The sequence below is a fragment of the Streptomyces sp. LARHCF249 genome (assembly GCF_052871255.1).
In genome coordinates this window covers 14,088-37,929 of the sequence record NZ_JBIXJQ010000010.1, presented here as the reverse complement: position 1 = coordinate 37,929, position 23,842 = coordinate 14,088, and the positions used below count along the sequence as shown (strand labels likewise).

General features: G+C 71.0%; 21 protein-coding genes. 9 read left to right on the top strand and 12 right to left on the bottom strand.

Annotated features, from left to right (window positions below; translation table 11 throughout):
- Positions 1 to 107 precede the first annotated feature (107 nt).
- The 7 genes from ACIPUC_RS26710 to rfbB form a co-directional block, all read right to left on the bottom strand.
- Positions 108 to 1,946 (bottom strand): hypothetical protein, encoded by a 1,839-nt coding sequence (locus ACIPUC_RS26710; protein ID WP_446592716.1) that lies wholly within the window; start codon positions 1,944 to 1,946, stop codon positions 108 to 110.
- A 45-nt stretch (positions 1,947 to 1,991) separates the two neighbouring features.
- The gene (locus ACIPUC_RS26705; RefSeq protein WP_446592715.1) at positions 1,992 to 2,894 is read right to left on the bottom strand and encodes a glycosyltransferase family 2 protein; all 903 of its coding nucleotides are present in this window, start codon (positions 2,892 to 2,894) and stop codon (positions 1,992 to 1,994) included.
- A 6-nt stretch (positions 2,895 to 2,900) separates the two neighbouring features.
- Complete coding sequence (locus ACIPUC_RS26700) at positions 2,901 to 3,317, bottom strand: DUF2304 family protein (protein ID WP_446592713.1); 417 nt, start codon at positions 3,315 to 3,317, stop codon at positions 2,901 to 2,903.
- Entirely contained in the window at positions 3,314 to 4,003 is a 690-nt protein-coding gene (locus ACIPUC_RS26695) for a glycosyltransferase family 2 protein (RefSeq protein ID WP_446592712.1), read from the bottom strand. Before ACIPUC_RS26695 ends, ACIPUC_RS26700 begins: the two co-directional genes overlap by 4 nt.
- 68 nt (positions 4,004 to 4,071) lie before the next feature.
- Complete coding sequence (locus tag ACIPUC_RS26690) at positions 4,072 to 5,406, bottom strand: hypothetical protein (protein WP_446592711.1); 1,335 nt, start codon at positions 5,404 to 5,406, stop codon at positions 4,072 to 4,074.
- Positions 5,403 to 6,272 carry a dTDP-4-dehydrorhamnose reductase gene (gene rfbD / locus ACIPUC_RS26685; RefSeq protein WP_446593047.1) on the bottom strand — a complete coding sequence of 290 codons (870 nt, stop codon included), beginning with the start codon at positions 6,270 to 6,272 and terminating at the stop codon, positions 5,403 to 5,405. Before rfbD ends, ACIPUC_RS26690 begins: the two co-directional genes overlap by 4 nt.
- 47 nt (positions 6,273 to 6,319) lie before the next feature.
- Positions 6,320 to 7,297, bottom strand: a complete 978-nt coding sequence (rfbB, locus tag ACIPUC_RS26680; protein ID WP_446592709.1) for a dTDP-glucose 4,6-dehydratase — start codon at positions 7,295 to 7,297, stop codon at positions 6,320 to 6,322.
- Between the two features lie 81 nt (positions 7,298 to 7,378).
- Here rfbB and rfbA point away from each other — a divergent pair, with 81 nt between their 5' ends.
- Entirely contained in the window at positions 7,379 to 8,254 is an 876-nt protein-coding gene (gene rfbA, locus ACIPUC_RS26675; protein ID WP_446592708.1) for a glucose-1-phosphate thymidylyltransferase RfbA, read from the top strand.
- The gene (gene rfbC, locus ACIPUC_RS26670; RefSeq protein WP_446592706.1) at positions 8,251 to 8,850 is read left to right on the top strand and encodes a dTDP-4-dehydrorhamnose 3,5-epimerase; all 600 of its coding nucleotides are present in this window, start codon (positions 8,251 to 8,253) and stop codon (positions 8,848 to 8,850) included. The genes rfbA and rfbC overlap by 4 nt, the downstream gene beginning before the upstream one ends.
- Before the next feature lie 74 nt (positions 8,851 to 8,924).
- On the opposite strand, the gene ACIPUC_RS26665 is transcribed toward rfbC, so the two are convergent.
- The 5 genes from ACIPUC_RS26665 to rpsL form a co-directional block, all read right to left on the bottom strand.
- Positions 8,925 to 9,290 carry a hypothetical protein gene (locus ACIPUC_RS26665; RefSeq protein ID WP_446592705.1) on the bottom strand — a complete coding sequence of 122 codons (366 nt, stop codon included), beginning with the start codon at positions 9,288 to 9,290 and terminating at the stop codon, positions 8,925 to 8,927.
- 194 nt (positions 9,291 to 9,484) lie between these two features.
- Positions 9,485 to 10,678, bottom strand: a complete 1,194-nt coding sequence (gene tuf / locus ACIPUC_RS26660; RefSeq protein ID WP_362301459.1) for an elongation factor Tu — start codon at positions 10,676 to 10,678, stop codon at positions 9,485 to 9,487.
- A gap of 147 nt (positions 10,679 to 10,825) precedes the next feature.
- Positions 10,826 to 12,958, bottom strand: coding sequence for an elongation factor G (gene fusA / locus ACIPUC_RS26655; protein ID WP_446592704.1), 2,133 nt, complete (start codon positions 12,956 to 12,958; stop codon positions 10,826 to 10,828).
- A gap of 39 nt (positions 12,959 to 12,997) precedes the next feature.
- Positions 12,998 to 13,468: a 30S ribosomal protein S7 gene (rpsG, locus tag ACIPUC_RS26650; protein ID WP_007265894.1), complete on the bottom strand. Its 471-nt coding sequence runs from the start codon at positions 13,466 to 13,468 to the stop codon at positions 12,998 to 13,000.
- A 2-nt stretch (positions 13,469 to 13,470) separates the two neighbouring features.
- Positions 13,471 to 13,842, bottom strand: coding sequence for a 30S ribosomal protein S12 (gene rpsL / locus ACIPUC_RS26645; protein ID WP_007265893.1), 372 nt, complete (start codon positions 13,840 to 13,842; stop codon positions 13,471 to 13,473).
- A gap of 524 nt (positions 13,843 to 14,366) precedes the next feature.
- Here rpsL and ACIPUC_RS26640 point away from each other — a divergent pair.
- From ACIPUC_RS26640 to ACIPUC_RS26610, 7 genes are all read left to right on the top strand, one after another.
- Positions 14,367 to 16,832, top strand: coding sequence for a YfhO family protein (locus ACIPUC_RS26640; RefSeq protein WP_446592702.1), 2,466 nt, complete (start codon positions 14,367 to 14,369; stop codon positions 16,830 to 16,832).
- 99 nt (positions 16,833 to 16,931) lie between these two features.
- Positions 16,932 to 17,651: a Crp/Fnr family transcriptional regulator gene (locus tag ACIPUC_RS26635; RefSeq protein WP_446592700.1), complete on the top strand. Its 720-nt coding sequence runs from the start codon at positions 16,932 to 16,934 to the stop codon at positions 17,649 to 17,651.
- Positions 17,652 to 17,776: 125 nt separating this feature from the next.
- A complete protein-coding gene (locus tag ACIPUC_RS26630) occupies positions 17,777 to 18,532 on the top strand; it encodes a hypothetical protein (protein ID WP_446592699.1) in 756 nt (251 codons plus the stop codon).
- Positions 18,529 to 20,634 carry a hypothetical protein gene (locus tag ACIPUC_RS26625; protein WP_446592698.1) on the top strand — a complete coding sequence of 702 codons (2,106 nt, stop codon included), beginning with the start codon at positions 18,529 to 18,531 and terminating at the stop codon, positions 20,632 to 20,634. Before ACIPUC_RS26630 ends, ACIPUC_RS26625 begins: the two co-directional genes overlap by 4 nt.
- Positions 20,635 to 20,653: 19 nt before the next feature.
- Entirely contained in the window at positions 20,654 to 21,982 is a 1,329-nt protein-coding gene (locus tag ACIPUC_RS26620; RefSeq protein WP_446592696.1) for a hypothetical protein, read from the top strand.
- Entirely contained in the window at positions 21,979 to 22,494 is a 516-nt protein-coding gene (locus ACIPUC_RS26615) for a Pycsar system effector family protein (protein ID WP_446592695.1), read from the top strand. Before ACIPUC_RS26620 ends, ACIPUC_RS26615 begins: the two co-directional genes overlap by 4 nt.
- 234 nt (positions 22,495 to 22,728) lie before the next feature.
- Positions 22,729 to 23,841, top strand: coding sequence for a M48 family metalloprotease (locus ACIPUC_RS26610; RefSeq protein WP_446592693.1), 1,113 nt, complete (start codon positions 22,729 to 22,731; stop codon positions 23,839 to 23,841).
- Position 23,842 lies beyond the last annotated feature (1 nt).

Genomic DNA, 23,842 nt, shown 5'->3' with positions numbered 1-23,842 from the left:
GACGACTCGAACAGGGGGGTGGGTGTTGGGGGAACACAGGTGCGGATGCGCGAGGACCCCCGGTCCGCGGCCAACCGCGGTCCAGGGGTCCTCATATGGGGCGAAGGTTACTTCTTCGCCTCCTCCTTCTCCTTCGGCTGCACCGTCGCCAGCTCCTCCGGCGGCGCCTTGCGGCCGCAGATGGCGGGCCAGTTCAGCGGATTGACACCGCCACACCACAGGCCGCCGGGGTCGGGCCGCTGCCGCCAGTCGTTGGTGACGATGTCCGCGCACTTCTTCTTGTCGGGCGCGTAGCGCGGGCAGGTGCCGTCCGCCTTCTTGGTGTTCTGGGCCCGGTAGGCGTCGATGCCCATCGACATCGCGTCGGACTGCGGCATGTACCGGTTGACCGACCAGGACGCGCCCATCGTGGCGAACAGCGCGATGGCGCACACCATGCCGGCGGCGAGCTGTGCGACCACGCGCCGGGGGACGACCCGGGCGCCCGGCGCGGCGCCGCTCGGCCGCAGCGTGCGCTCGGCCCAGCCCGAGCCCCGCTGGATCACGGCCATCATGCCGAGGACGGCCAGGATCATCAGGCAGTACATGATGATCCAGGTGGTGCGCGGGTAGAGCTGCACGGCCTTGGCGCTCGCCATGTGCGAGGCGAACCAGAAGCGGGCCAGCCAGGCGCCCGCCAGCGTGGCGGCCGCGGTCAGGACCATGATGTTGCGCAGCGCCAGACCCACGCCCAGACCCACGGCGAACAGCAGCAGCAGGGCGAAGCCGCTCTGGCCCGCCATCTCGCCGGCCACCGGCCACGTCTGGTACTCCAGCTGCCCGGACCGGTCGGAGACCCAGCCCAGGACGTAGGTCGGATCCACGTACACGGCCAGGAAGCCGTAGCGGTCCGGGTGCTGGGAACCGAGGCGGGCCATCTGGTAGACGAGGGGTGCGCCGACGACACCGGCCGTCAGCAGGGTGATCCCGACGAACGCGGCAGCCCGCTTGACCACCGTCGCGCCGGCGCGCCACGGGAAGAGGAACAGCGCCAGCAGGCCCACGCCCGGCGCGGCCCAGACGTACCAGCCGGAGTACCAGAGGAAGACCACGCCGAAGACGAGGCCGAGGAGCGCGCCGCGGAGCAGCGACCGGCGCAGCGGCCGTTCGCCGGAGCGGCGCATCTCGCGCAGGCAGTAGCCGAGCAGCGGCAGCAGCACGAGCATGCTGCCGTGGCTGTACGGACGGATCGGGTCGATGAAGAGCACGGCCGAGGGCACGGCGATCAGCAGCGCCCAGAACGGCCGGAGCAGCAGCCGCCAGGCCAGGTACGTCAGCGGGCCCGCGATGGCGGTGAAGAAGATCTGGAAGTCCTTGAGGGCGAACCCGGTGCCGCCGGGGACGTCGTAGCGGATCTTCGCCCAGACGGCCATCAGGCCGGGGAAGAGGGGCGGGTAGATGCCCGACATGCCCTCCCCGTGCAGGAAGGAGTTGGCCATGTCGATCAGGGCGCCCGGGTCCCCCTCCTGGCCGCCGAGCCCCCAGGGCGTCCCGCGCAGGGCGACGACCACGCCGCCCGCGACCACGCCGGTGGCGAGCCCCGCCAGGGCGGCGCACACCAGGCGCTTCACCAGCTGGTGGCGGGCGAGCCCGCCGCGGTAGGCGGTGTACAGCAGGACCGCGAGCAGCGGCAGGCCGAGGACGGCCACGTACTGCTGGAGCTTGGCGAGACCGCTGACCTGGCCGATGCGGACGAGCGGGTTCACGCTGATGTGCGTACTGAGCAGCGCGAACCCGAGGGCTGCCACGAGACTGACGACGACCTCGGCCAGCGGGAGCACCCACCGCCGGGAGAGCCACGCCCGGCTCCGTGAGGGGGACAGCCGGCTCGTTCCTTCCGCTGTCGGGGCGGGGCGGGGCGCCGGGGCGCCGGCCTCACCGACCTCCTCGGGGGCCAGGTGTGTCATCTCAGTCCGTTTCGTGGAGTGCGGTGTCGGCTGTCGGCTCTCGGCTCAGTTCTGGCCGGAGGTGAAAGCGTGCTTCGCCAGGGTCCGGGCGCCCTCCCGGTGCCCGCGGCGCAGTGCGCCGGGGAGCATGGTGAGCGCGTGCAGGCGGGAGGCGCTGTGGAAGCGTGCCGCGCGGGCGGCCTTGGGCCAGCCGCGGGCGTCCATGCGCGCGGCGACCGCGGCGAAGTACCGCTCGGCCTCGGCGAAGCGGGTGCCGGAGAAGGCCTGCAGCGAGGACTCGCTGACCGCGTGGCGGCGGTACTGGAAGACGGTGGTCGAGTTGTCGATCACCATCTCCTCACCGGCCTCCAGCAGGTCGACGACCAGCGCGAGGTCCTGGATCACCGAGTAGTCGTCGCGGAAGTTCACCTTGCGCAGCGCCTCGCCGCGCCAGGCGATGGAGGGGAAGTACAGCCAGTTCCCGCGCAGCACGCTGGCGGCCAGCTCCTCTCCGCCCATCAGCCGGCGGTCCTTCACCTGCGGCGCGTACAGCCGCTTCTTGGTGTTGTCCGCCAGGCCGCCCTGCATGACCCGGCCCGAGCCGTCGATGACCTCGACGCCGGGCTGGACCATGCCGGTGCCCGGGTGGGCGCCGATGACCGCGCGGACGGTCTCCAGGTAGTGCGGGTGCAGGATGTCGTCGCAGCCCATGATGACCGCGTAGTCGGCCTCGGAGAGCTCCACGCACTTCTGGAAGTTCTTGGTGATGCCGAGGTTCCGCTCGTTGCGGGTGTAGTGGACCCGCTCGTCGCCGAGCTGCTCGAACCAGCCGGGTACGTCCGGCTCCTTGCCGTCGTCGATGACGACGAGCCGGAAGTCCCGGTCGGTCTGCGCCAGGACGCTGCGCACGGCGTCCTGCATCAGCTGCACGTCCCCGTAGTAGGGGAGCATGAAGTCGAAGGTCACCATGGAGCGTCAGGCCTTCACGGAGTCGGAGTCGGCATCGGCGCCGGACGCGGAGCCCGCGACGGCGTCCTGCCCGAGGCGCTCGTCGTTGTGCCGGACGCCCTCGTTGATGGCCACGGTCCGCGCCAGGTCGGTGATCTTCTTCTCCAGCGACCGGAAGCGCAGGAAGGTGTTGAGCGTGAGGAAGCCCATCGCGAGCACCATCACGTAGAGCACCAGGTCGGTGCCTCGGCCGACGCCGAGCTGCTGGGCGAGCCAGGTGACGTCCGTCGGGCGGAGCACCGCGTAGACGTTGACGACCACGAACACGGAGAACGCTATGCGCTTCCACGCGCGGTTCTTCGCCTGGCCCCAGGTCCGGATGAACATGAGTGCCATGGACACCGAGCCGAGGATCAGCAGCAGCTGGATCCAGAAGTACTTCATCGACGCCCACGCTCCCGCAGCGAAATGTCAAAAAGGATGTTGACGCCGTTGATCAGGGACTGACCCTTGGCGCGTGAGTAATCGGTGTAGAGGATGTCCACCGGAACCTCGGTGACCCGCAGGTCGGAGCCGGCCAGGAAACCGACGAGCTCGGACGCGTGCGCCATGCCGTTCATGGTGATGTTCAGCTGCTCGGCGGCTTCACGGCCCAGGACGCGTAGACCGTTGTGCGCGTCGGTGAGCTTGAGCTTGCGGGCGGTCGGGCTGACCGCGGCGGCCGTACGCAGCACCACCTGCTTGATCCACGGCACTTGGCCGTTCTGCTCGATGAAGCGGGAGCCGAGGACGACATCGGCCTCGTCGCGGCGCAGCACCGCGACCATCGTCTCGACGTCCTTGGTCTGGTGCTGACCGTCGGCGTCGAAGGTGGCGAAGTAGCGGGCGCCGGGCTGGGCGAGCGCGTAGGTGAGGCCGGTCTGCAGGGCCGCGCCCTGGCCGAGGTTGACCGGGTGGCGCACCAGGTGCGCGCCGGTCGTGGCGATGTGCTTGGCCGAGTCGTCCGTACTGCCGTCGTCGACGACGACGATGTTGGGGAACGTCTTGCGGGCCCCCTCGACCACGTCGGCGATCACCTGGCCCTCGTTATAGGCCGGTATGACCAGCCAGACATCGTCGTAATCGGACACGGTAGCTCCAGCGGAACGGGGCACAAACGAGTGCTCGGTGATCGGTGTGACGTCGTGGGCAGGCATGGCTATCTTCCGACCGCACCTACGCCCAGGCTGCCTGTGTCGGCCCCCTGCCCGGCACCTTCGGTGGCGGCCGCGGCCGCGCCGGGGAAGCTCAGCCTCAGCGCTGCCAGCATAGCGAGCACGGTGGCCAGGGAGCCGAGTGCGTAGGCAACGATCACGCGTACGTCCACGTCGCCGGGGACCAGCGTGATGCCCGCCAGGACCGCGGTACCGAGGACCCAGCAGAGCAGCTGCAGGTTGTGCCGCTTGAATACCATGAGCGCCTGTCCGAGAACCATCGCGAACATGTACGCCACGGTGCCGGCGGACAGCAGGAAGAAGTCGAGGCTGCCCAGCACCGGTTCCTCGATGCCGAAGAGCACCTCGATGAGCCAGGGGCCGAGGAGGGTGGCGGGGACGCCGCCGAGCAGTCCGAGCGCTCCGACGACCATGCCGATCCGGCGCAGCATCGCCCAGAAGGCGACCCGGTCGCCGGCTGTGAAGGCGGCGGTCAGGCCGCTGAGCAGCGAGGCCTGGAGCGAGCCGAAGACGAAGAGCGGCACCCGCGCCAGAACCGTCGCGCTCATCAGCGACGCGATCAGCGCGCTGTCGGCGGGTGCCAGCAACTTGGTGCTCATGACGGCCGCGTTGACGACCACCTGGGACAGCAGGGTCGCGCAGACCAGCAGGCCCAGCCCGTTGCACACGTCCCGCCAGGCGATCGGCTCGCCGGGCCCGACCGCGCGCAGCAGGGCGGGCAGCGTCACCAGGGTCGCGACGATCGGCGCGACGGCCAGGATGAGGCTGAACGCCAGCGCCGACTGCAGCCCGGACACCGCGCAGCCGAAGGCGAGCACGATCCGCAGGCCGCCGTCGACGGCGAGCTGGGTTCCGTACGCACCGAACCGGCCGAGGCCGGCCAGCACGCCGCGGGTGAGGTAGCAGACGGCCATGCCCGTGAAGGCACCGCCGAGCGCGGCCACCAGGCCTCGGTCGCCGTGGAACAGCAGGTCCGCGATGGGACGGGTGCCGAGACCGAGGAGGAGCAGGGTCACGCCGAGGATGCCCGCGGTGAGCAGGGCGGCCCGGCGCAGCACCGGGGCCGCGCCCTGGCCCAGGACCACACGGGCGGAGACGATCCGGGTGAGCTCCTGCTCCATGGGGAAGAACACCCCGATGCCGATGGACATCACGATCGTCCAGAGCACCGACACGTTCGCATAGCCCGCCTCGGACAGGCTGTGACCGGCCACGCCCAGGTGGACGTAGGAGGCCGCGCCGAGCACGACGGTGCCGCCGGCCACCGCGACGGTGCCCGGCGGCAGCGCCGCGGTCAGCTTGGTCAGCAGGGTTCTCATCCCGCTCGGCCGTCCCGGGCCTGGGCGGCCAGTGCGGTGAAGACCGGAGTGCCGAGGGCCTCGGCGAGCTGTTCCCGCCAGTCGGCGAGGGGCGCCAGGCCCGCTTCGGCCCAGCGGTCGTGCGCGAGCACGCTGAAGGCCGGGCGGACGGCGGGGCGCACGAAGGCCTCGGAGGTGGTCGGACGGATCCGCTCCGGGTCGAGGCCGCTGAGCCGGTAGGCCTCGCGGGCCAGCCCCATCCAGGTGGTCCGGCCGCTGGCGGTGCCGTGGTAGACGCCGCCCATGGCGTGGCCCTTCAGCGCGGCCTGGCCCAGCTCGACGAGGCGGCGGGCGAGCGCGTACGACCAGGTGGGCTGGCCGTGCTGGTCGTCGACGACGTCCAGGGTGTCGCGCTGCGCGGCCAGCTTCAGCATGGTGGCGACGAAGTTCGGGCCGTGCTCCCCGTACAGCCACGCGGTGCGCACGACGTAGCCGTCCTGCGGCAGCAGCTCGGCGACGGCCTGCTCGCCGACCAGCTTGGTGCGTCCGTACGCGTTGACCGGGCCGGTCTCGGCGTCCTCGCGGTACGGCTGCGCGGCGTCGCCGGGCAGCACGTAGTCGGTGGACACGTGCAGCAGGCGGACGTGGGCCGCGGCGCAGGCCTCGGCGAGGACGCGTACGCCGGTGCCGTTGACGGCGGTGGCGGCCTCTTCGGCCGTCTCCGCGCCGTCCACGTCGGTCCAGGCGGCGCAGTTGACGACCACGGAGGCGCCCTCGACGGCGGCCCGGACGGCTGCCGGGTCGGTGATGTCGAGGTCGGCCCGGCCCAGGCCGACGGCCTCGATGCCGGAGCGCTTCAGGACGGCCAGGACGTCCTGGCCGAGCATCCCGGCGGCGCCGGTGACGAGCCAGCGCGTGGCCACGGGGTAGGCGGTCACTTCTGCAGGGCTGCCTTCACCTTGAGGGGCTCCCACCAGGCACGGTTCTCGCGGTACCACTCGATCGTGGCCTTGATGCCGTCCTCGAAGGTGACCTGCGGGGCGTAGCCGAGCTCGGCGCCGATCTTGCTGATGTCGATGGAGTAGCGCAGGTCGTGGCCCTTGCGGTCCTCGACGTGCTCGACCATGTCCCAGCCGAGGCCCGCGGCCTCGAGCAGGACGCCGGTGAGCTCCTTGTTGGTGAGCTCGGTGCCGCCGCCGATGTTGTAGACCTCGCCGGCGCGGCCCTTGCGCATGGCCAGGTCGATGCCGCGGCAGTGGTCGGAGACGTGCAGCCAGTCGCGCACGTTGCCGCCGTTGCCGTACAGCGGGACCTTCGTGCCGTCCATCAGGTTGGAGACGAACAGCGGGATGACCTTCTCCGGGAACTGGTAGTGCCCGTAGTTGTTGGAGCAGCGGGTGACCACCACGTCCATGCCGTGGGTGCGGTGGTAGGCCAGCGCCAGCAGGTCGGACGACGCCTTGGAGGCGGAGTACGGGGAGTTCGGCACCAGCGGCCACTCCTCCGTCCAGGAGCCCTCGGTGATCGAGCCGTAGACCTCGTCCGTGGAGATGTGGACGAAGCGGCCGACGCCGTGCTTGCGCGCGGCGTCCAGCAGGACCTGGGTGCCCACCACGTTGGTCAGCACGAAGGGGCCCGCACCGGCGATCGAGCGGTCCACGTGGGACTCGGCGGCGAAGTGCACGACGACGTCGTGGCCGGCCATCACCTGGTCGACGGCCTCGGCGTCGCAGATGTCGCCCTTGACGAAGGTGTATCCGGGGTGGTCCGCGACCGGGGCGAGGTTGGCCTCTACGCCCGAGTACGTCAGCTTGTCGAAGACAGTGATCTGCGCCGAGGCATCTGCACCGAGCTGCTGGCGGACGAATTCTGAACCGATGAAGCCGGCGCCGCCGGTCACGAGGATGCGCATAATACGAAGAGTCTAGCGGCCCGCCGAACGTCACATTCCCTTGGCTCGGCTCCCCCGCACGCTCTCGCATAGGGTTCACCCATGCGTGGAATCCTTTTGGCCGGTGGCACCGGATCGCGACTCTGGCCGTTGACCCGGGCCGTTTCGAAGCAGCTGCTGCCCGTCTTCGACAAGCCGATGATCTATTACCCCCTCTCCACCCTGGTGATGGCGGGTATCAGCGAAATTCTGATCATCACCACTCCGGAAGACCGCGACCAGTTCGAGCGGCTGCTCGGCGACGGTTCGCAGTTCGGCCTGCGGCTGGAGTACGCCGTCCAGGAGCGTCCCGAGGGCATCGCCCAGGCCTTCGTCCTCGGCGCCGACTTCATCGGCGACGAGTCCGTCGCGCTCATCCTCGGCGACAACATCTTCCACGGCAGCGGCCTCGGCACGCGCCTGGCCCAGCACACCGACGCCAAGGGCGGCCGGGTGTTCGCGTACCCGGTGGCGGACCCGACGGCGTACGGCGTGGTGGAGTTCGACGAGAAGGGCCAGGCCATCTCCATCGAGGAGAAGCCGGTCAAGCCCAAGTCCCGCTACGCGGTGCCGGGCCTGTACTTCTACGACAACCAGGTCGTCGAGATCGCCCGCGGCCTGAAGCCCAGCGCCCGCGGCGAGCTGGAGATCACCGCGGTCAACGACGCGTACCTCCAGGCCGGCGAACTGAACGTCACCATCCTCGACCGGGGCACCGCGTGGCTGGACACCGGCACCTTCGTGTCGATGGTGCAGGCCTCCGAGTTCGTCCGGGTCATCGAGGAGCGCCAGGGCTTCAAGATCGGCTGCATCGAGGAGGCGGCCTGGCGGGCCGGCCTGATCGATTCCGCGCAGCTGCGCGCGCTCGCGGAGCCCCTCACCAAGAGCGGTTACGGCACCTACCTGCTGGCCCTGCTCGACGAGGAGGCCGCGCGATGAAGTTCCGCGAGCTCTCCATCGAGGGCGCCTTCGAGGTCACCCCGCAGCTGCACGGCGACCCCCGCGGCCTGTTCACCGAGTGGTACCGCTTCGACCGGCTCGCCGAGGTGGTCGGCCACCCGCTGAACCTGGCGCAGGCGAACATGTCGGTCTCCTCCGCGGGCGTCGTCCGCGGCATCCACTTCGCCGACGTCCCGCGCGGCCAGGCCAAGTACGTGACCTGCGTGCGCGGCGCCGTGCTCGACGTCATCGTCGACCTGCGGGTCGGCTCCCCCACCTTCGGGAAGTGGGAAGGCGTCCGCCTCGACGACGTGGACCGCCGCGCGGTCTACATCCCCGAGGGCCTGGGCCACGGCTTCTGCGCGCTGAGCGACGACGCCACGCTTTCGTACCTCTGCTCGGAGACGTACAACCCGACCGGCGAGCACTCGGTTCACCCGCTCGACGCCGACCTCGGCATCGAGTGGCCGGCCGACGTCCCGCTGCTGTCGGCCCGCGACGAGGCCGCCCCGTCGCTGGCCGACGCGATCGCGTCCGGGCTGCTGCCCGACTACGCCGTCTGCAAGGAGTTCACCGAGTCGCTCCGCGTGAGCTGACCCGGCGCCTCTGCCACTGAGGGCCGCACCCCGTTTCCGGGGTGCGGCCCTCGGTCGTCCCGCGGCGGAAGCGTTCAGTGGACGACGGAGAAGCTGCGCCAGGGCAGGCTCCTGGGCGCCGTCACGTTCGACGTGCGGACCGGGATGTAGATCCCGTCGGCTCCGTCGACCTTCTGGCACTTCGGTGTCCGGTACATGATCACGTCGACCAGGCTGTTGTTCTCCACATGGGCCGCGCCGTGCGGCAGACGGATCTCGTGGCAGCCCTGGACGGGAGTGTTCGAGTACGTCACCTCGATCGGGGAGTCGTGGGCGCGGAACGCGAGCGTGCCCGTGGTGGTCTTGCCGGCCGAACAGGCCGTGGCCGTGGCCGCGAGCAGCAGGGCCGCCCCGGTGATGACGCCGGCATGCCGGAGCTGGGCGCCGCCTCGTTCGAACATGGCTCGGTCCTCGTCTGTGCGTTCGTCGGTATCTGCCTTGACCGCAGCCTCGCCCGTCGCGGACCGGAAGGCATCCGGTGCGCGCCCGAAGGGATGAACGCCGAAGGGCCCCGTCCCTCCGCCGGAGCGGTGGGACGGGGCCCTTCAGTGCAACTTGGTGCCCGCTTCAGCGAGCTACCAGGTCAGAGCACGAATTACTTCGTGATCTTGGTGACCTGGCCGGCGCCCACGGTACGACCACCCTCACGGATGGCGAACTTCAGGCCCTCCTCCATGGCGACCGGCTGGATCAGCGCGACCGTCATCTCGGTGTTGTCGCCCGGCATGACCATCTCCGTGCCGGCCGGCAGGGTGACGACACCCGTGACGTCCGTGGTACGGAAGTAGAACTGCGGACGGTAGTTGTTGAAGAAGGGGGTGTGACGGCCACCCTCGTCCTTCGACAGGATGTAGGCCTGGGCCTCGAACTCGGTGTGCGGGGTGACCGAACCGGGCTTGATGATGACCTGGCCGCGCTCGACGTCCTCGCGCTTGATGCCACGGAGGAGCAGACCGACGTTCTCGCCCGCCTGGCCCTCGTCGAGGAGCTTGCGGAACATCTCGATACCGGTGACCGTGGTGGTGGTCTTCTCTTCCTTGATACCGATGATGTCGACGGTCTCGTTGACCTTCAGGACACCACGCTCGATACGGCCGGTGACGACCGTACCGCGACCGGTGATCGTGAAGACGTCCTCGACGGGCATGAGGAACGGCATCTCGGTGTCACGCGGCGGGGTCGGGATGGCCTCGTCGACGGCGTCCATGAGGCCGATGAGCTTGTCGCCCCACTCCTTGTCGCCCTCGAGCGCCTTCAGCGCGGAGACGCGGACGACCGGCAGGTCGTCGCCCGGGAAGTCGTACTCGGAGAGGAGCTCACGGACCTCGAGCTCGACGAGCTCCAGGATCTCCTCGTCGTCCACCATGTCGGCCTTGTTCAGGGCGACGACGATGTACGGAACGCCGACCTGGCGGGCCAGGAGCACGTGCTCCTTGGTCTGCGGCATCGGGCCGTCGGTGGCGGCGACCACGAGGATCGCGCCGTCCATCTGCGCGGCACCGGTGATCATGTTCTTGATGTAGTCCGCGTGACCCGGGCAGTCGACGTGGGCGTAGTGACGCGCCTCGGTCTGGTACTCGACGTGCGCGATCGAGATGGTGATACCGCGCTGGCGCTCCTCAGGAGCCTTGTCGATCTGATCGAAGGCCGAGGCCGCGTTCAGGTCCGGGTACTTGTCGTGCAGCACCTTGGTAATGGCGGCCGTGAGGGTCGTCTTACCGTGGTCAATGTGACCGATGGTGCCGATGTTGACGTGCGGCTTAGTCCGCTCGAACTTCGCCTTCGCCACGGGGGTCCTCCTGAGAGTGGTTCTGTACGCCTTACAGATCGGCGCCAGGTGATCTTTGCTGGATAGCCGGTCCCCCGGGGCAGCAGGAGGGGTACTCCTGCTGCCCCGAGGTTCCGGTGGCAAGCCTAAAGCGTGAACTCGGAAGAGTTACTCGCCCTTGGCCTTCGCGATGATCTCCTCGGCGACGTTCCGGGGAACCTCGGCGTAGGAGTCGAACTGCATCGAGTAGCTGGCGCGACCCGAGGTCTTGCTGCGGAGGTCTCCGACGTAGCCGAACATCTCCGAAAGCGGCACGAGGCCCTTGACGACGCGAGCGCCGTGACGCTCCTCCATGGCCTGGATCTGGCCACGGCGGGAGTTGATGTCGCCGATGACGTCACCCATGTAGTCCTCGGGCGTGGTGACCTCGACGGCCATCATCGGCTCAAGGAGCACGGGAGAAGCCTTGCGCGCGGCCTCCTTGAAGGCCTGCGAACCGGCGATCTTGAACGCGAGCTCGGAGGAGTCGACCTCGTGGTAGCCACCGTCGAGAAGCGTGACGCGAACGCCCGTCATCTCGTAGCCGGCCAGGATGCCGAACTGCATGGCCTCCTGCGCACCGGCGTCGACCGAAGGGATGTACTCCTTCGGGACGCGTCCACCGGTGACCTTGTTCACGAACTCGTACGCCGGACCGTCGGTCTCGGTGATGGGCTCGATCGCGATCTGCACCTTGGCGAACTGACCGGTACCACCGGTCTGCTTCTTGTGGGTGTAGTCGTGACGCTCGACGGCCTTGCGGATCGTCTCGCGGTACGCGACCTGCGGCTTGCCGACGTTGGCCTCGACCTTGAACTCGCGCTTCATACGGTCGACCAGCACCTCGAGGTGCAGCTCGCCCATACCGCCGAGGATGGTCTGGCCGGTCTCCTCGTCCGAGTGAACGTGGAAGGAGGGGTCCTCCTCCGCGAGACGCTGGATGGCGACACCCAGCTTCTCCTGGTCACCCTTGGACTTGGGCTCGATGGCGACCTGGATGACCGGAGCCGGGAAGTCCATGGACTCCAGGATCACGGGTGCCTTGTCGTCACACAGCGTCTCACCGGTGGTGGTCTGCTTCAGGCCCATGACGGCGACGATGTCACCGGCGCCCACCGACGCGATCTCCTCACGCTTGTTCGCGTGCATGCGGTAGATCTTGCCGATGCGCTCCTTCTTGCCCTTGACGGAGTTCAGCACCGCAGTGCCGGCCTCCAGGCGGCCCGAATAAACCCGGACGAAGGTGAGCTTGCCGAGGTGCGGGTCGCTCATGATCTTGAACGCGAGCGCGGCGAGGGGCTCCTCGTCGGACGGCTTGCGCTTCACGACCACCTCGGCGTCGCGGACGTCGTGGCCCTCGATGGCCTCGATGTCCAGCGGCGACGGCAGGTAGCGGACGACGGCGTCGAGCAGGGGCTGAACGCCCTTGTTCTTGAACGCCGTGCCACAGAACACCGCGGTGATCGTGGGCTCGCCCTTGCCCTTGCCGGAGCCGAGGATGATGCGACGGACGGCGGCGTGCAGCTGCTCGACGGAGGGCTCGTTGCCCTCCAGGAACAGCTCCATGATCTCGTCGTCGTTCTCGGCGACGGTCTCGACCAGCTTGCCGCGCCACTCTTCAGCAGCCTCGGTGTGCGTGGCCGGGATGTCGACGATGTCGTACATCTCGCCCTTGGTCGCCTCGGCGGACCAGACGAACGCCTTCATGGTGACCAGGTCGACAACGCCCTGGAAGTCCATCTCGGCGCCGATCGGGAGCTGCATGACGATCGGAACCGCGCCGAGGCGGTCCTTGATCATGTCGACGCAGCGGTGGAACTCGGCGCCGGTGCGGTCCAGCTTGTTGACGAAGCAGATGCGCGGGACGCCGTAGCGGTCCGCCTGACGCCAAACGGTCTCGGACTGCGGCTCCACACCGGCGACACCGTCGAACACGGTGACGGCACCGTCGAGGACGCGGAGCGAACGCTCCACCTCGACCGTGAAGTCAACGTGACCCGGGGTGTCGATGATGTTGATGGTGTGGTCGACGTCCTCGAGCGGCCAGTGGCAGGTCGTCGCGGCGGACGTGATCGTGATGCCGCGCTCCTGCTCCTGCTCCATCCAGTCCATCGTGGCAGCGCCGTCGTGGACTTCACCGATCTTGTAAGACACACCGGTGTAGAACAGGATGCGCTCGGTGGTGGTCGTCTTGCCCGCGTCGATGTGAGCCATGATGCCGATGTTGCGCACCTTGGCCAGGTCAAGCGAAGTGGTAGCCATATCGGCTCAGTCTTCTCTCGGTCTCGATGTGGGTTGGGACTACCAGCGGTAGTGCGCGAAGGCCTTGTTGGACTCGGCCATCTTGTGCGTGTCCTCGCGCTTCTTGACAGCAGCGCCAAGACCGTTGGAGGCGTCGAGCAGCTCGTTCATGAGGCGCTCGGTCATGGTCTTCTCACGGCGGGCGCGGGAGTAACCCACGAGCCAGCGGAGGGCCAGGGTCGACTGGCGACCCGGCTTGACCTCGACGGGGACCTGGTAGGTCGCGCCACCGACACGGCGGGACTTGACCTCGAGGGACGGCTTGACGTTCTCCAGCGCGCGCTTCAGCGTGATGACCGGGTCGTTGCCGGTCTTCTCGCGGAGGCCTTCCATGGCGCCGTAGACGATGCGCTCGGCGGTGGAGCGCTTGCCGTTCAGCAGGATCTTGTTGATGAGCGACGTCACCAGAGGAGATGCGTAGACCGGGTCGATGATGACCGGGCGCTTCGGGGCGGGGCCCTTACGAGGCATTCTTACTTCTCCTTCTTGGCGCCGTAGCGGCTGCGGGCCTGCTTGCGGTTCTTGACAGCCTGGGTGTCAAGCGCACCGCGGATGATCTTGTAACGAACACCCGGCAGGTCCTTCACACGGCCACCACGCACGAGCACGATCGAGTGCTCCTGCAGGTTGTGTCCCTCACCCGGAATGTAAGCGGTGACCTCGATGCCAGAGGTCAGACGCACACGCGCGACCTTACGCAGCGCCGAGTTCGGCTTCTTCGGGGTGGTCGTGAACACACGTGTGCAGACGCCGCGACGCTGGGGCGAAGCCTCAAGCGCGGGGGTCTTTGTCTTCTCGACCTTGTCCTGCCGGCCCTTACGGACCAGCTGCTGGATCGTAGGCACTACTTCTCCGGTTTCTGTGTGCCGTGTAGTGAAGCTAACCTGGAACATTTGCCGACCCACGCGGTCGGGTGTGTCGGATCCGGCGGACCTCCGCGCAAGCACGGAAACGCATGGATCGCGGTGGCTGATTCGGCTCCTGCGCGGTTGATGGACACGCACGGGAGCCCAGGCACACCCCAGGCACAAGGTCTGAGCGTACCTACCGCATCCACTCCGGTCAAAACAAAAGCCCGGGCGCGCGGGCCCGTAGATCCGCACGACCCGTGCGCCGCATGGGCGACACCCCCGCGCGGCGCTGCCGACTCGCGGATGTGGTAGGCGCGTGGTACGGACGGCCAGGTCAGGCCCGTACGAGCGGCTCCGCGAAACCCGGCGCGGGACCCGGCGCGCGGCCGGCGGGGATCCCGGCCCGGCATCCCACCGGCGGCCCGCCACCGGTCCGGCGAACTAAACTGCCGAGCGATTCATCCCAAACGGCACGACCACCAGGGAGCGGGACATTGGGGACGGTCACCTCGGAGCCGATGACGGCGGACAGCCCGCCCCACGACAGTGGCCACGACCTCTCCTCGCCCCGCCGCCGCGGGCGTCCCCGCCTCACCCGGCTGTACGGGCCGCTGCTCGCCTTCCTCATCGCCTCGGGAGCCTGCTGCGCGGCCTGGGTGGCGCGCGGCACCTTCCCCTTCGGCAACACCGGCCGGGCCATCAACGACCAGGCCAACCAGTACGTGCCCTTCCACCGCGCCCTGTGGGACCTGGTCCACGGGCAGGCCGCCGGGGACCTGCTCTTCACCTGGCGCGGCGGCTTCGGACAGCAGTTCCTGTCCGACTACCACACCTACCTCGGCAACCCCTTCTCGTGGCTGGCCGTCCTGGTCCCGCGCGCCCACGTCGACCTCGCGGTCTTCGCGGTCACCCCGATCACGATGGGCACCGCCGCCGCCCTGATGACGGTGTACCTCGGCAGGCTGCACCCCGGCCCCTGGTGGCAGCGCGGCGTCCTCGGCGCCTGCTACGGCCTGTGCGGCTGGGCGCTCAGCGACGCCTCGTACATCCCCATGTGGCTGTGGGGCCTGGTCGCCCTCCCGATGCTCGGCATCGCCGTGGAGTGGTGTCTGGAGGGGCGCCGCTGGCCGGGCGCGGCCCTGCTCGTCGCGCTCGCCTGGTACGGCAACTTCTACACCGCGATGATGGCGACGATGGCCGCCTGCGTGCTGCTCGCCATCCGCCTGATCACCTTCGACATGACGGGCGCGCAGCGGCTGCGCGCGCTGTGGCGGGCGGCGACGGCCGCCGCCACCGGCATCCTGCTCACGCTCCCCCTGCTGCTGCCGTCCTTCCTGTCCAGCGGCTCGGCGCAGCCCACCCGGGCCGCCGCCTTCGACCCGGTCCGGATCGAGATCTTCCTCGCGGGCCTGCTCCCGGCCACCCACCTGTGGGGCGGCCGCCCGCGCCTCTACGTCGCCTCGCTCGGCCTGATCCTGGCCGGCACCTTCCTGTTCAACACCGCCATCGCGAAGAAGACCCGCCTGGTGTGGGCGGCCGCGACCCTGCTCGTCGCCGTCTCGTTCCAGTTCCCGCCCACGCAGTACGCGTGGCACGGGCTGGCGGTGCCGAACGGCAACCCGTACCGCGAGGCCTTCGTCTTCAGCGGGATGGTCGTCGTCCTGGCCTGGCTGGCGCTGGCCGCCCGGCCGCGCCCGCTGCACTTGGCCCTGGCCGCCGCGCTGCTGGTGGCGGCCACCTTCCTGCTGCGGCACACCGACGACTTCGGCGGCTGGACCTGGCCGGCCGTGCTCGGCGGCGGGGCCGTGTCCCTGCTGGCCCTGATCCTGCTCGCGCTGGGCGAGAAGCGCCGCGTGCTCCTGCCCGTGGCGGCCGTCCTGATGGTCGGCGTCGTCTTCGCCGAGTCCACGGCGGCCGCGGCCAACGCGGACGCCCGCCGGGCCCGCGAGCGCTGGGCGAAGCCGGCGGCGACCTCCAGCAAGTCGATCAACGAGCACGTCGCCGCCGTCCGGGAGGTGGACGGCTGGCCCGCGTACCGGACCGACTCCGGTGCGCCGCAGACCTCGTACAACGACGCCCTCGCCCTCCGGTCGGAGGGCCCGCAGTACTACAGCAGCTACCTCCCCGAGGCGACGTACCGGGCGCTGGAGCCGCTCGGCTACGGCTTCAAGAACGACGGCCGGACCTTCTTCGGCGCCGACAACCCGGTGCTCGACGCGATCTTCTCGATCGGCGCGCGGGTCCGCCCGGGCGCCGCCCCGGGCACCTGGACGGGCTCGAGGTTCCCGGCGCCGCCCCTGGTCACGGTGCGCAGCACCCCGTACACCTCGCCCCACCCGGCGGACAGCGTCTACGCCCGCCAGGAGAACGTCCTGGGCGCCACCGTCTACCAGGTCCCGCCGGTCGCCCGCGGGGGCAGCGCCGTCGAGCAGACGTACGCCGCCACCTGCACCCCCGGCTCCGAGGCCTACTGGTACTCCCCGGCGCTCTACGGCACCCTCGCCTCCGGCGGTACGGACAGGCCCCTCGAGGACCAGATGACGGGGGTGGTCCCGCTGGGCAAGGTGCCCGCCTCGGGCCGGGTCGACGTCACCGTGAGGACCCGTACCGAGGGCGCCACCGCCGGCGAGCACCCGCTCGGCTGCCTGGACCGCGCCGCGCTCGACCAGGCCGTCGCCCGTCTGAAGGCCACCGGCGCCACCGAGGTCAAGGCCGGCGGCCACACCATCGAGGCCACCCTGCCGCAGGGCGCCGCCGGCACCGCGGTCTTCGCGATGACGGACGTCCCCGGCTGGCGGTGCTCCGCCCCGGTCCGCGACTTCCACGGTCTGGTAGCCCTCCCCCTGTCCCCCGGCACGGACAAGGTCTCCTGCACCTTCACCCCGAAGGGCCTCACCCCGGGCCTGGCGGGCGGCGCGCTCGGCCTGATGCTCCTCATCGGCGTCACGGTGACCGGCCTGCGCCGCCGCGGAGCCAGCTCGTAGCGGCACTGTCCGTGTTCATCCGGCATCAATCCCGTGGTTCCGGATCTACGTGGGGCCCCCGGTCAGTACATTGACCGCCCGGATGGATCGGGGGGCCGCATGGCAGGGCAAGACCTCCCGGGCCACGGAGGGCTGGACGACCGCGTCCCCTTCCTGGCCCGGCTGGAGAACGAGGACGGCACGGCGTTACGGGCGCTCGGCCGCGAGCTGGCCTTCGCACCGCGCGACCGGCTCATGCACCAGCACGAACCCTCGTCGCACATCCTGCTGGTCCTGCACGGCTGGACCAAGGTGACGGCCGTCGCCCCCAACGGCTACCAGGCGCTGCTGGCCCTGCGCGGGCCCGGCGACATCCTCGGCGAGTCGGCCGCCCTGACCCGGCGCGTCCGGTCCGCCACCGTGACCGCGCTGGAGCCGGTCCGGGCCGTGGCCGTCGACCACGACTCCTTCCGCGCGTTCCTCGCCGCCTGTCCCGCGGCCGCCCTCCAGCTGCTCGCCCTCACCTCCGACCGCACCCGGGCCGCCGACCAGCGCCGCCTGGAGTTCGCCTCGTTGAGCGTGCGCGAGCGCCTCGCGGTCCTGCTCCTGGACCTGTCCCGCACCCACGGCCGCCCCGGCCCGACCGGGGTCGAGCTGTCCGTTCCGCTCACCAAGGAAGAGCTCGCCGGAGCCGTCGGGGCCTCCCGCGAGATGGTCCAGCGCGAGCTCAGGGAGCTCCGCGAACGCGGGGTCGTGATCACGGGCCGCCGCACCCTGGTGATCGTCCGGCCGGACGTCCTGCGGCGGATCGCCCAGGCTCTGCCGCCCGCCCAGGGCTGAGCGCGCCCTCCGGCCCGTCCTTCAGTGCACGGCGTCACACTCCGGGTGCGTCATCCGCCCTCACGGCTCCGCGCCCGCCTGCCCCACTCTCTTGTCACAGCAGGGATCCACCACGAGAGGCGATCATGAGCGACCCACTCCCCCGCACCATCCTTCTGGTCGACACCGAGCGGTACAGCGACCGCGACGACGTCCAGCAGGCCTTCCTCCGGCGGATGCTGTACGACGTCGTCGACCGGACCCTGCTGGCCGCCGGGATCGACCAGACGTTACGGCTGCGCGCCGACCGGGGTGACGCGATCATGGAGCTGATCGACCCGAACGCGCCGCTCACCACGCTGCTGCGGACCTTGCTGACCGAGGTGCCCGCCCAACTGCGCGCCGTGAACCGGCTGGCGTCCGCTTCGGCGCAGATCCGGCTGCGGGCGGTCCTCGCCACCGGGTACGTCGCGATCGACGCGTACGACGGCTGGGTGGGCTCGGACCTCAACCACGCCTGCCGCCTGCTGGACGGCGAACCCTTGAAGCAGGCCCTGCGCGAGCGCACGGACGACTACGCGCTCTGCGTCTCGGAGCCGGTGTACGCGGGCATCGTGCGGCACAACCACACCGGCATCCCGGCCGAGGAATTCAGCCCGGTCACCATGCCCAGCAAGAACGGCCCACTGGCCGCGTGGCTGTACGGACCACTGCCGGCGGGGGGCCTGGCGCCGGAGCCCGGGGGGAACTCCGGCGCCGGGACAGGGCCCGGGGCGGGGGCGGATGCCCCGGCCCGGCCTGCGCAGGTGATCAACGGCGGACAGTTCGGCGGCGTCAACCACGGCATCAGCGGCGGCACCTTCCACGGCGACATCCGGCTGGGCGGCGGTGACCGCCGATGAGCACCCCGGTGTCGGACGCCCCGGGTCCGGTCGAGGGGGCGGACCCGGCGGAGACCCCGGCCGAGCCGGCGGCCGCGGCTCCCGAGGAGGCGCAGCCCCAGAGCGCGTACGACGCCCGCCGGGACCTGCTGCGCGGCATCCCCGACGCCATGCGGGGCGGCGTCGGCGGCGGGGTCTTCGGCGGCGTCAACCACGGCATCAGCGGCGGCACCTTCCACGGCGGCATCACCGTGAACAACCTGTCGCCCGGCGGCGCCGCGCACGCCTCGGGCGAGGTCCCCAGAGCCACCCTCACCGGCCTCGACCAGGCATTCGCCGACGAAGGCAGCAACTTCCAGGAGCTGCTGGGCCGGCTCCGCAAGGAGCGCGTCCTGGTCCTCACCGGACCCCGCTCCACCGGTCGGCGCACCGCCGCGCTCATGCTGCTGGAGCGCCTGCGCACCCCTTCGGTCCACGCGCTGGACCGGAGCACGACACCCGAGGAGCTGGCCGACCGGCTCGGCGGCGAGAAGGCGCGCGGGTACGTGCTGTGCGACCCGATCACCGCCCGGAACCAGCCGCTGCGCGACACCCACCTGCTGGCGGCCCGGGACAAGCTCGACGAGCAGAGCTTCCTGGTGATCACCGCCGGTCCGCACACCCGTCTGGAGGGCGTCGCGGGCCACCCGTGGCAGCCGCCCGGCGCCGAGGCCGTGCTGCGCTCCTCGCTGCGGGCCCGGGTGGAGGACGGGGAAGAGGTGCGGCGGCTGATGGCCCTGCCGGCCGTCACCGACTTCCTGAGCCGCCACCCCCAGCTCCGCGAGGCCGCACGGTTCGCCGGCGTACTGGGGCGCCACTCCCTCCCCGGCAGCGACGCGTCGGAGATCGAGTCCTTCTCCCTGCGCGCCCTGGAGCAGCAGGTCCAGGAGTGGCTCGAGGACCAGGACGGGATCCTGCACCTGCGGGAGAAGGCCTTCCTCGTCGCCCTCGCCGCCTTCCACAAGGGGCCGTACGCCCTCACCGCCGAACTCAGCGACCTCCTGTTCGGCCTCCTGCAGCGCACCGAGGACCCGGGCCGGCCGGCGGCCGTCCCCGTCTTCGGCACCAACCCCGCCAAGCGGCTCCAGCTGGCCCGCGCCGTCCGCTACCCGAAGGAGGAGCAGACCGAGTGGGGTCCGGTCACCCAGTCGATGGCGGCCTTCCAGGACGACCGCGCGGCGGCGGTCCTGCTCCGCGAGGTGTGGACCGGCCACCCCTCCGCCCGCCCGGCGCTGGTCGGCTGGCTGCGGCTGCTCGCCGCCGACGGACGGTCCTTCGTCCGCACCCGGGCCGCGTCCACCGTCGCCGTCCTCGCCCTGCACGACCTGCCCTCCGCCATGGCCCTCGTCATCGAGGAGTGGGCCCTGTCCGACCGGCCGTGGCTGCGGATCGGCGCCGTCAACGCCCTCGCGCTCGCCCACGTCATCGGCACCCCGAACATCCCGCGGATCACCGACCGCTGGTGCGCCGACGGTACGAGCCACCCGCGGCTGCGCTGGGCCGCGATCCGCGTCCACGGCCTGATCGGCGACGAGCGGCCGGCGGAGACGGTCGAGGCACTGCGCGCGGCCGTGCGCTCGCTCGAAGCGGACGACGACGAGACACCGGCCGAAGTCGCCCAGTCCGTCGAACTGCTGCTGCTCTCCGACGCGCGCGACGAGGTCCTCGACGAGCTGCTGCGCACCCGCGACGACGACCGGGCCGCCATCGACCTGGCGCTCGACGGCTTCCTGCGCGCGTGCGGGCACACCGAGGAGGACGAGCCCCACGGCCGCCCGCTGGTCCTGGACTGGTACGCCCGCGCCGCCACGGCCAGGCCCGAGTCCGCCCGGGGCATCGCCGTCCTGTGGCGGGCCGCCCTCGACCGCCCCGGGGGCCGGGACGACGCCCTCGACCTGCTGCACGGCTGGGTGGTGGCCGCCGACCGCGACCGCGACACCGAATGGGCGCTCGCCGCTCTGCTGCCCGCCCTGGCCACCTCTGCCAACGAGCGGGACCGGCTGTCCCACCTGCTGCGCCACGGGGTCCACGGCGAGGTACCCGCCGTCTCCGAGCGGCTGCTGACCGTTCTGCCGACCCACTGAACCGAGGAGAAGCCGCACGATGTCCGATCCCCGCCGCCGCCCGGACTGGGAACAGCCCGCCGACCGGCACACCCAGCTGATCGACCCCGTGATCACCGTCCAGCAGCTCGGGCGGTTCGAGGTGTTCCGCAAGCTGCAGACCCGTATCGACCACGCCCTGGTCTTCTCGACCGCCAAGGGCGGGTACGTCGCCTTCCTGCCTCCGCACCGGCCCGGCTCCACCCGGGGCTACACGGCGGTGTACGAGGTCGACACGGGAGTCCACCACGTCCGCGCGGACATCGAACTGCCCAGCGACAACGACGCCCTCCAGTTCGTGGTGGCCGTGGAGATCAGCTGGCGGGTGGCGGATCCCGCCCTGTTCGTGGCGAGCGGCCGGCGCGACGTGCCCCGGCTGCTGCTGGGCGAGCTGGAGCAGGCCGCGCGGCCAGTCGCCCGGCGCTTCGCCATCGCCGACAGCGCGCAGGCCGAGGTGGAACTGCTGCGGGTGCTCCCCGAGGCCCGCCCGCTCGGCGGGGACTGCGGGCTGCAGACCTCCTGGACCGTCCGGCTGCGCCGCGACCAGGAGAACATCGACCACCAGCTGCGCCTGCAGGCCATCCAGCACGGCACCGCCGAGCAGATCCTCACCGAGGAACTCGGCATGCGGTACGACGTCCAGCTCGACCAGCGGGCCCGCCTGCAGGACGAGCTCACGACGGGACGGGCGCTGGCCTACGGCGGGCAGCAGCACCAGCTCGCCCTCCAGCAGCAGCAGTGGGAGCACCAGCAGCGCATGGAGCTCAGCCGCCAGCAAGCCGAGCTCCAGCGCGTCGAGGCCGAGAAGATCGCCTTCTACCAGTGGCACCTGGAGCAGGGCGGGGTGCACGGGTGGGCCCTGCACCTGGCCCAGCACCCCGAGGACTCGGCCCTCGTCATGCGGACCATGCGCGAGGACCAGCTCCAGATGATCCGGGACCAGATGGGCCTGGTCAGCCAGGTGCTCGCCGACGGCGGCGCCGAGCGGCACGAGCTGCAGGGACCCAAGCAGCTGGCACTGCGGGCCATGAACGACATCCTGAACCAGCGCCTCCCGGGCGTGCCCCACGACCCGGCCCCGCCGGCCCCTCCCCAGTACCCGGGCCAGCTCGCACCCCAGGGCCCGCCGCCGGGCGTACCCCGGGCCCAGCCCCCGGCAGGACCTCCGGCGCAGCCGGCCCCGGCGCCGGCCGGGCAGTTCGGGCCGCCGCCGACCTTCTCCCAGTGGGAGCCGCCGCCCGGGTACGGGACCGCTCCCGTACAGCCGCCGCCACCGGCCCCCGAGGCCGGGACCGAGACCGAGACCGGCGAAGGAAGGCCGCAGCCATGACCGCTCCCCCGCTCCCGACCCCGCCCGGCGGGGAGGCCGCAACCCGGCTGCTCACCGACCTGCGCGGCGAGATAGCCCGGGCCGACAGCAAGGCCTCGGTGCTCGTCGGCGCCCTCGGGATGACCGCCGGGGTGATCAGCGCGCTCCTCGCCGGGAAGGGCTGGCGGCCGGACTCGCTCTCCACCCCGGGCACGGCCGTCTGGTGGGCGGGGGCCACCGCCCTGGCCCTGGCCCTGCCCGCCCTGCTGCTCGCGGTGCTGCCCCGCTACCGCGCCGCCGAGTGGCATCCCGGCACCCCGCTCTCGTACTTCGGCGACATCCGCTCGGCGGTCCGCCAGGGCCGTCTCGCCGAGGCCCTCGCCGATACCGACCGCGACCCCGCAGCCTCGCTCATGGCGGCGCTCGCGGAGAACAGCCGGATCGCCGCCCGCAAGCACCAGTGGATCAGGACCGGCCTGTTCGCGTTCTGCACCGCCGCCGTCCTGCTGCCCGCCGCCCTGCTCATCGGCTGACGTCCCCGAACACGAAGGATCACGATGAACCAGCCACCCGAGTACCCGCAGAACCCCCAGTACCCACAGCACGGGCAGAACCCGCCGCCGTACCCTCCTCAGGCCCCCCAGCACCCGCAGAGCCCGCCGCCTCCGCCGTACCCCACGGCGCACCCGCAGCCCCAACCACCTGCGTACCCGCAGAGCCCACCACCTCCGCCGTACCCGACGGCGCACCCGCAGCCGCAGCCGCCCGTGTACCCGCAGAGCCCACCGCCCCCGGCCTACCCCACGGCCCACCCGCAGCCCCAGCCGCCCGCGTACCCCGCTCACCAGCCGGCTACGGCCCAGCCGCCGGCCCCGTTACCCGCTCCCGCGCGGCCCGCTCCGCCCGCGCCCCTGGACGACCTGGACTACCAGATCGCCCCCGGCACCCGCGTCCACCTCAAGGCGCAGCAGCGCAGCGCCGACGCCACCGCGTTCGGCCAGCTCGCCCTGCACGTCCCCGGGTTCCTGATGAGCCTGATCGTGGTGCTGCTGGCCGCCACCATCCTGGAGGCCCTGACCGGCCTGCCCTACTGGATCGTGACCCTCCTCTGGGCCGCCTCCGGCGCCCTCGTCTTCCACCGCCCCAGCGAGGACTTCTTCGCCCGTCACCTGCTGCGCCTGCAACGGCCGCTCCCCCACGAGCTGGCCGCGCTCGCCCCTGTGTGGCGCGAGGTCACGGCCCGCGCCGGCGTCGACGGCGGCCGTTACGAGCTGTGGATCGAGGACAGCGACCACCTCAACGCCTACGCGGCCGCCGGGCACATCGTCGGCGTGACCCGCTACGCCCTTGACAGGCTGCCCCGGTCCCAGCTGGCCGCCGTACTCGCTCACGAGCTGGGCCACCACACCGGCGGCCACGCATGGTCCGGACTGCTGGGCTGGTGGTACGCCCTGCCCGGCCGGATCGCCTGGCGGGTGATCCGGGCGGTGACCGTCGTCCTCATCAGCATCACGAGCTTCTTCTCCTACGTGGCCACCGGCATCCTCGTCATCGTCGTCGCCGTGGTCAGCTTCGCGACGATCACCGCCACCTACGGGCTGCCGCTGATCCTGCTCGTGATGCCCTACCTGATGGCGGCCGTGGGCCGGCGGGCCGAACTCCGCGCCGACCAGCACGCCGCCGCCCTCGGCTTCGCGCCGATGCTCGCCCAGATGCTGCACGGGGTGATGGCCGCGGAGGAACAGGAGAAGCAGGCGGCGCTCGCCGCGACCGGGAAGCCGTTCACCGAGCCCGGCGCCCTGAACCGGCTGCTCTCCACCCACCCCGACCACCGCACCCGGCTGCACCACCTCCAGCCGTACCTGCACCCCGCCCGCTGAC